General features: G+C 67.3%; 3 protein-coding genes and 1 tRNA gene. 2 read left to right on the forward strand and 2 right to left on the reverse strand.

Annotated elements, in window-relative coordinates:
• Positions 1 to 63: 63 nt before the first annotated feature.
• On the forward strand, positions 64 to 1,050 hold the full coding sequence (locus WAW85_RS07630; protein WP_422559025.1) for an alpha/beta hydrolase: 987 nt from the start codon (positions 64 to 66) through the stop codon (positions 1,048 to 1,050).
• Between the two features lie 110 nt (positions 1,051 to 1,160).
• On the opposite strand, the gene WAW85_RS07635 is transcribed toward WAW85_RS07630, so the two are convergent.
• Together WAW85_RS07635 and hisC are read right to left on the reverse strand one after the other, a co-directional pair.
• The gene (locus tag WAW85_RS07635) at positions 1,161 to 1,787 is read right to left on the reverse strand and encodes a TetR/AcrR family transcriptional regulator (RefSeq protein WP_422559026.1); all 627 of its coding nucleotides are present in this window, start codon (positions 1,785 to 1,787) and stop codon (positions 1,161 to 1,163) included.
• Positions 1,784 to 2,845, reverse strand: a complete 1,062-nt coding sequence (hisC, locus tag WAW85_RS07640) for a histidinol-phosphate transaminase (protein ID WP_422559027.1) — start codon at positions 2,843 to 2,845, stop codon at positions 1,784 to 1,786. The genes WAW85_RS07635 and hisC overlap by 4 nt, the downstream gene beginning before the upstream one ends.
• Positions 2,846 to 2,965: 120 nt before the next feature.
• On the opposite strand from hisC, the gene WAW85_RS07645 reads away from it, so the two are divergent.
• Positions 2,966 to 3,057: transfer RNA gene (locus WAW85_RS07645), tRNA-Ser, on the forward strand.
• Positions 3,058 to 3,165 lie beyond the last annotated feature (108 nt).

Below are 3,165 nucleotides of genomic sequence, written 5' to 3' on the forward strand. Positions count from 1 at the left end.
CTTCAGCTGCTACTCACCAGACCTTTACCTTTTCGCAACATCGCCCGGGTAGCTTTGGCGACCATGACTCCGCGCCGCTTCGTCTCGATCCTGGCCGCCTGCACTCTCGCTCTCGGCGGTGGCGCCGCCGCCGCAGCTCCGGTGGAGGCGGCGCCACCGGGGGCGCAGGTCCTGAAGAAGGCGCAGCGTGGCCTGCACCGGGTCGACCTGAAGGTCAAGAGTGAAGCGATGGGCGGGGTAGTCCCCGTCACGGTGCTCAGCTCCGGCGGCACGGCGCCGCGCGGGACCCTCTATCTGCTCGACGGTGCCGACGGCGGCGAGACGGTGAGTGACTGGATCACCAAGGGTGGCGCTCAGAGTTTCTTCGCCGGAAAGAACGTCAACGTGGTGCTGCCCGCCGGTGGCGCCGGGTCGTTCTACACCAACTGGATGCGTAAGGACTCGGCGATCGGCAAGCCGCAGTGGGAGACGTTCCTGACCAAAGAATTGCCTCCGGTGATCGCCGAACAGTTCGGCTCCAACGGCCGTAACGCGATCATGGGTCTGTCGATGGGCGGCCAGGCTGCCTTCGCGCTGGCCGCCCGCAACCCGGAGCTGTACCGCGGTGTCGGCTCCCTGAGTGGCTGCCCGCCGGTCTCCAATCCTGCCAACGAGGCGTATGTGCGCACCACCGTCGCCAAATCCGGCGGCGACGCCAACAACATGTGGGGGCCGACCGGTGGTAAGCGCTGGCGGGCCAACGATCCGGCGCTCAAACTCGACGCGCTGCGCGGCAAAGCGATCTACCTCGGCTCGGGCACCGGGGCCGTGGGCCCGCTCGACCTGACTGTCAAGCGCGACCCGAAGGAGGGGCCCGCGGACGCGCAGATTGCTGCGGGCTCAGCTTTGGAAGCAGCCGCTTACCGGTGCTCGCTGGAGTTCGCCACCAAACTCACCTCGGAGGGTGTCGCTTTCACCCCAGGCTTCCGGGTCATCGGCACCCACAGCTGGGTCTACTGGCAGCGTGACCTGCCGGAAGCCTGGAATGCGCTCGCCCCGTCGATCTCCTGAGCGGTGTGTTGTCTGCGCGGCCGAAATTAGGCCCCGCGGTCGACTTCGGTTCGCGCTGTCGGATTAATCCGGCCGCGCGAGCCAAGTCCGGCCGCGGGAGCGTGCGTGATTCAGTGGTCGGCGGGGACCGAATAGGCCTCGACGACGTGCTGGAAGAGGGCGCGGCGCGCGGCCAGCAGTTCAGGGTCGTCGGGTGCCAGCAGGATCCGCATGGCCGTGCCGTCGAAGACCGCGATGAGAGCTCGGGCGAAGGCTGCGGGGTCGGGGATGGTCCGGTCGACGCGCGCCAATAAATCGCCGACGACGGGCATCAGCATGGTCCCCATCCGGTCTTCGCGCTGGGAGATGGTGTCGCGCAGTCCCGGGGTGCGCAGCGCATGCGCGTTGACCTCCGCGGTGATGCCCCACCAGCGCTCGTCGAGTGGGAGGGCATCGGTGATGCCGCCGATCAGCTCGCTCAGGTCGACGACGTCGTCGTCCTGCAGACGGTCGAGCGCGGTGCGCATCTCGGCGATCATCGCCTCGGAGCGCTCAGCCCACATGGCCAGGAACAGTTCCTCCAGTGAGGCGAAGTTCGAATAGAAGGCGCCGCGGGTGAAGCCGGCGCGTTCGGAGACCTTCTCGACCGTGGTGTGCCCGAAGCCGATCTCGGAGAAAACCTCGAAGGCGGCCTCCAGTAGTCGGCGCTGCGTGTTGACGCGGTGGCGTTTGGTCGCGGGGTCGCGGGGCTGGGTCATCGGCCGGCTCGCTCGAGTGCGAAGCGCAGAAAGACGTCGTTCTCGTCCGGGACGGTGACGGTCACCCGCACGCCCTCCCCGGCGAACGGGCGCACGATCAGGCCGGCCTCGGCCGCCGCGGCGGCAAAAGGCAACGCTTCGGCGCCGAGTTCGAGCCAGACGAAGTTCGCTTGACTGTCGGCGATCCGGTAGCCAGCGTCGCGCAGCGCGGCGGTGACGCGCGCGCGTTCGGCGGCCACCGCGTCGGTGCGCGTCAGGAGTTGATCGCGGGCACCGATGGCGGCGATCGCGGCGGCCTGGGCGAGGGAGTTCACTGAGAACGGGATATGCACCTTGCCTAGCGCGACGACCACCTCGGGTGCCGCCACGGCGTAGCCCACACGGAGCCCGGCCAGGCCGTACGCCTTCGAGAAGGTCCGCAGCACCACCAGATTGCCGAACTCCTTGCGCAGTTCGATGGCGTCATAGGCGTGCGCCTCGTCGAGCCGCGCGTACTCGATATAGGCCTCGTCGAGCACGACGAGCAGATCGCTGGGCACCCGCTCCAAGAAGGCGCGGAGGGCCTCGGCCGCCACGACGGTGCCGGTGGGGTTGTTTGGGTTGCAGAGGAAGATCAGTCTGGTGCGGTCGGTGATGGCGTCGGCCATGGCCGCCAAGTCGTAGACGGCATCTCCGGTGAGCGGCACCTGCACGGGGGTGGCGCCGGCGATGCGGGTCGCAAGCGGGTAGGTCTCAAAGCTGCGCCAGCCGAAGAGCACTTCGTCGCCGGGGCCGCTGGTGATGGTGATCAGGTTCTGGCATAGCGTCACCGAGCCGCCAGCGGTCTGGATCTCCTCGGGGGTGACTCCCACATGTTTGGCCAGCGCCTCGGTCAGCGCCACGGCCCCGTTGTCTGGGTACCGGTTGATTCCGGCTGCTGCGGCGGCGATTGCCTCGGCCACCGCAGGCAACGGCGGCTCGGTCACCTCATTGCTGGCCAGCTTCAGTGCGCCGGGGAACGTCTTGCCCGGTACGTACGCGGGCAGGGAGTCCAGGTCGGGGCGGATACGCAGCGTCACGTCTGCAAATGTAGGCCTTCCAGGTGCGCGAATCACGCACCGCCCGGGCGATTTGCCACGCCACTCGGAGCCTGTGTAACCTTTGTCCTCGGCGCGAGAGTCCGCAAGGACTTGAGACCAGGAGACGTGCCAGAGCGGCCGAATGGGACTCACTGCTAATGAGTTGTCTCTTGAAAAAGGGACCGGAGGTTCAAATCCTCTCGTCTCCGCCATCCGGGTTCGCCCGGACAACCTAATAGCGCCGAACGACGCACAGATTGTACGATCGTTCGGGTACCAGCGCCCGTAGCTCAACGGATAGAGCATCTGACTACGGATCA

Source organism: Gordonia sp. (in: high G+C Gram-positive bacteria) (assembly GCF_049299075.1).
Taxonomy (GTDB): domain Bacteria; phylum Actinomycetota; class Actinomycetes; order Mycobacteriales; family Mycobacteriaceae; genus Gordonia.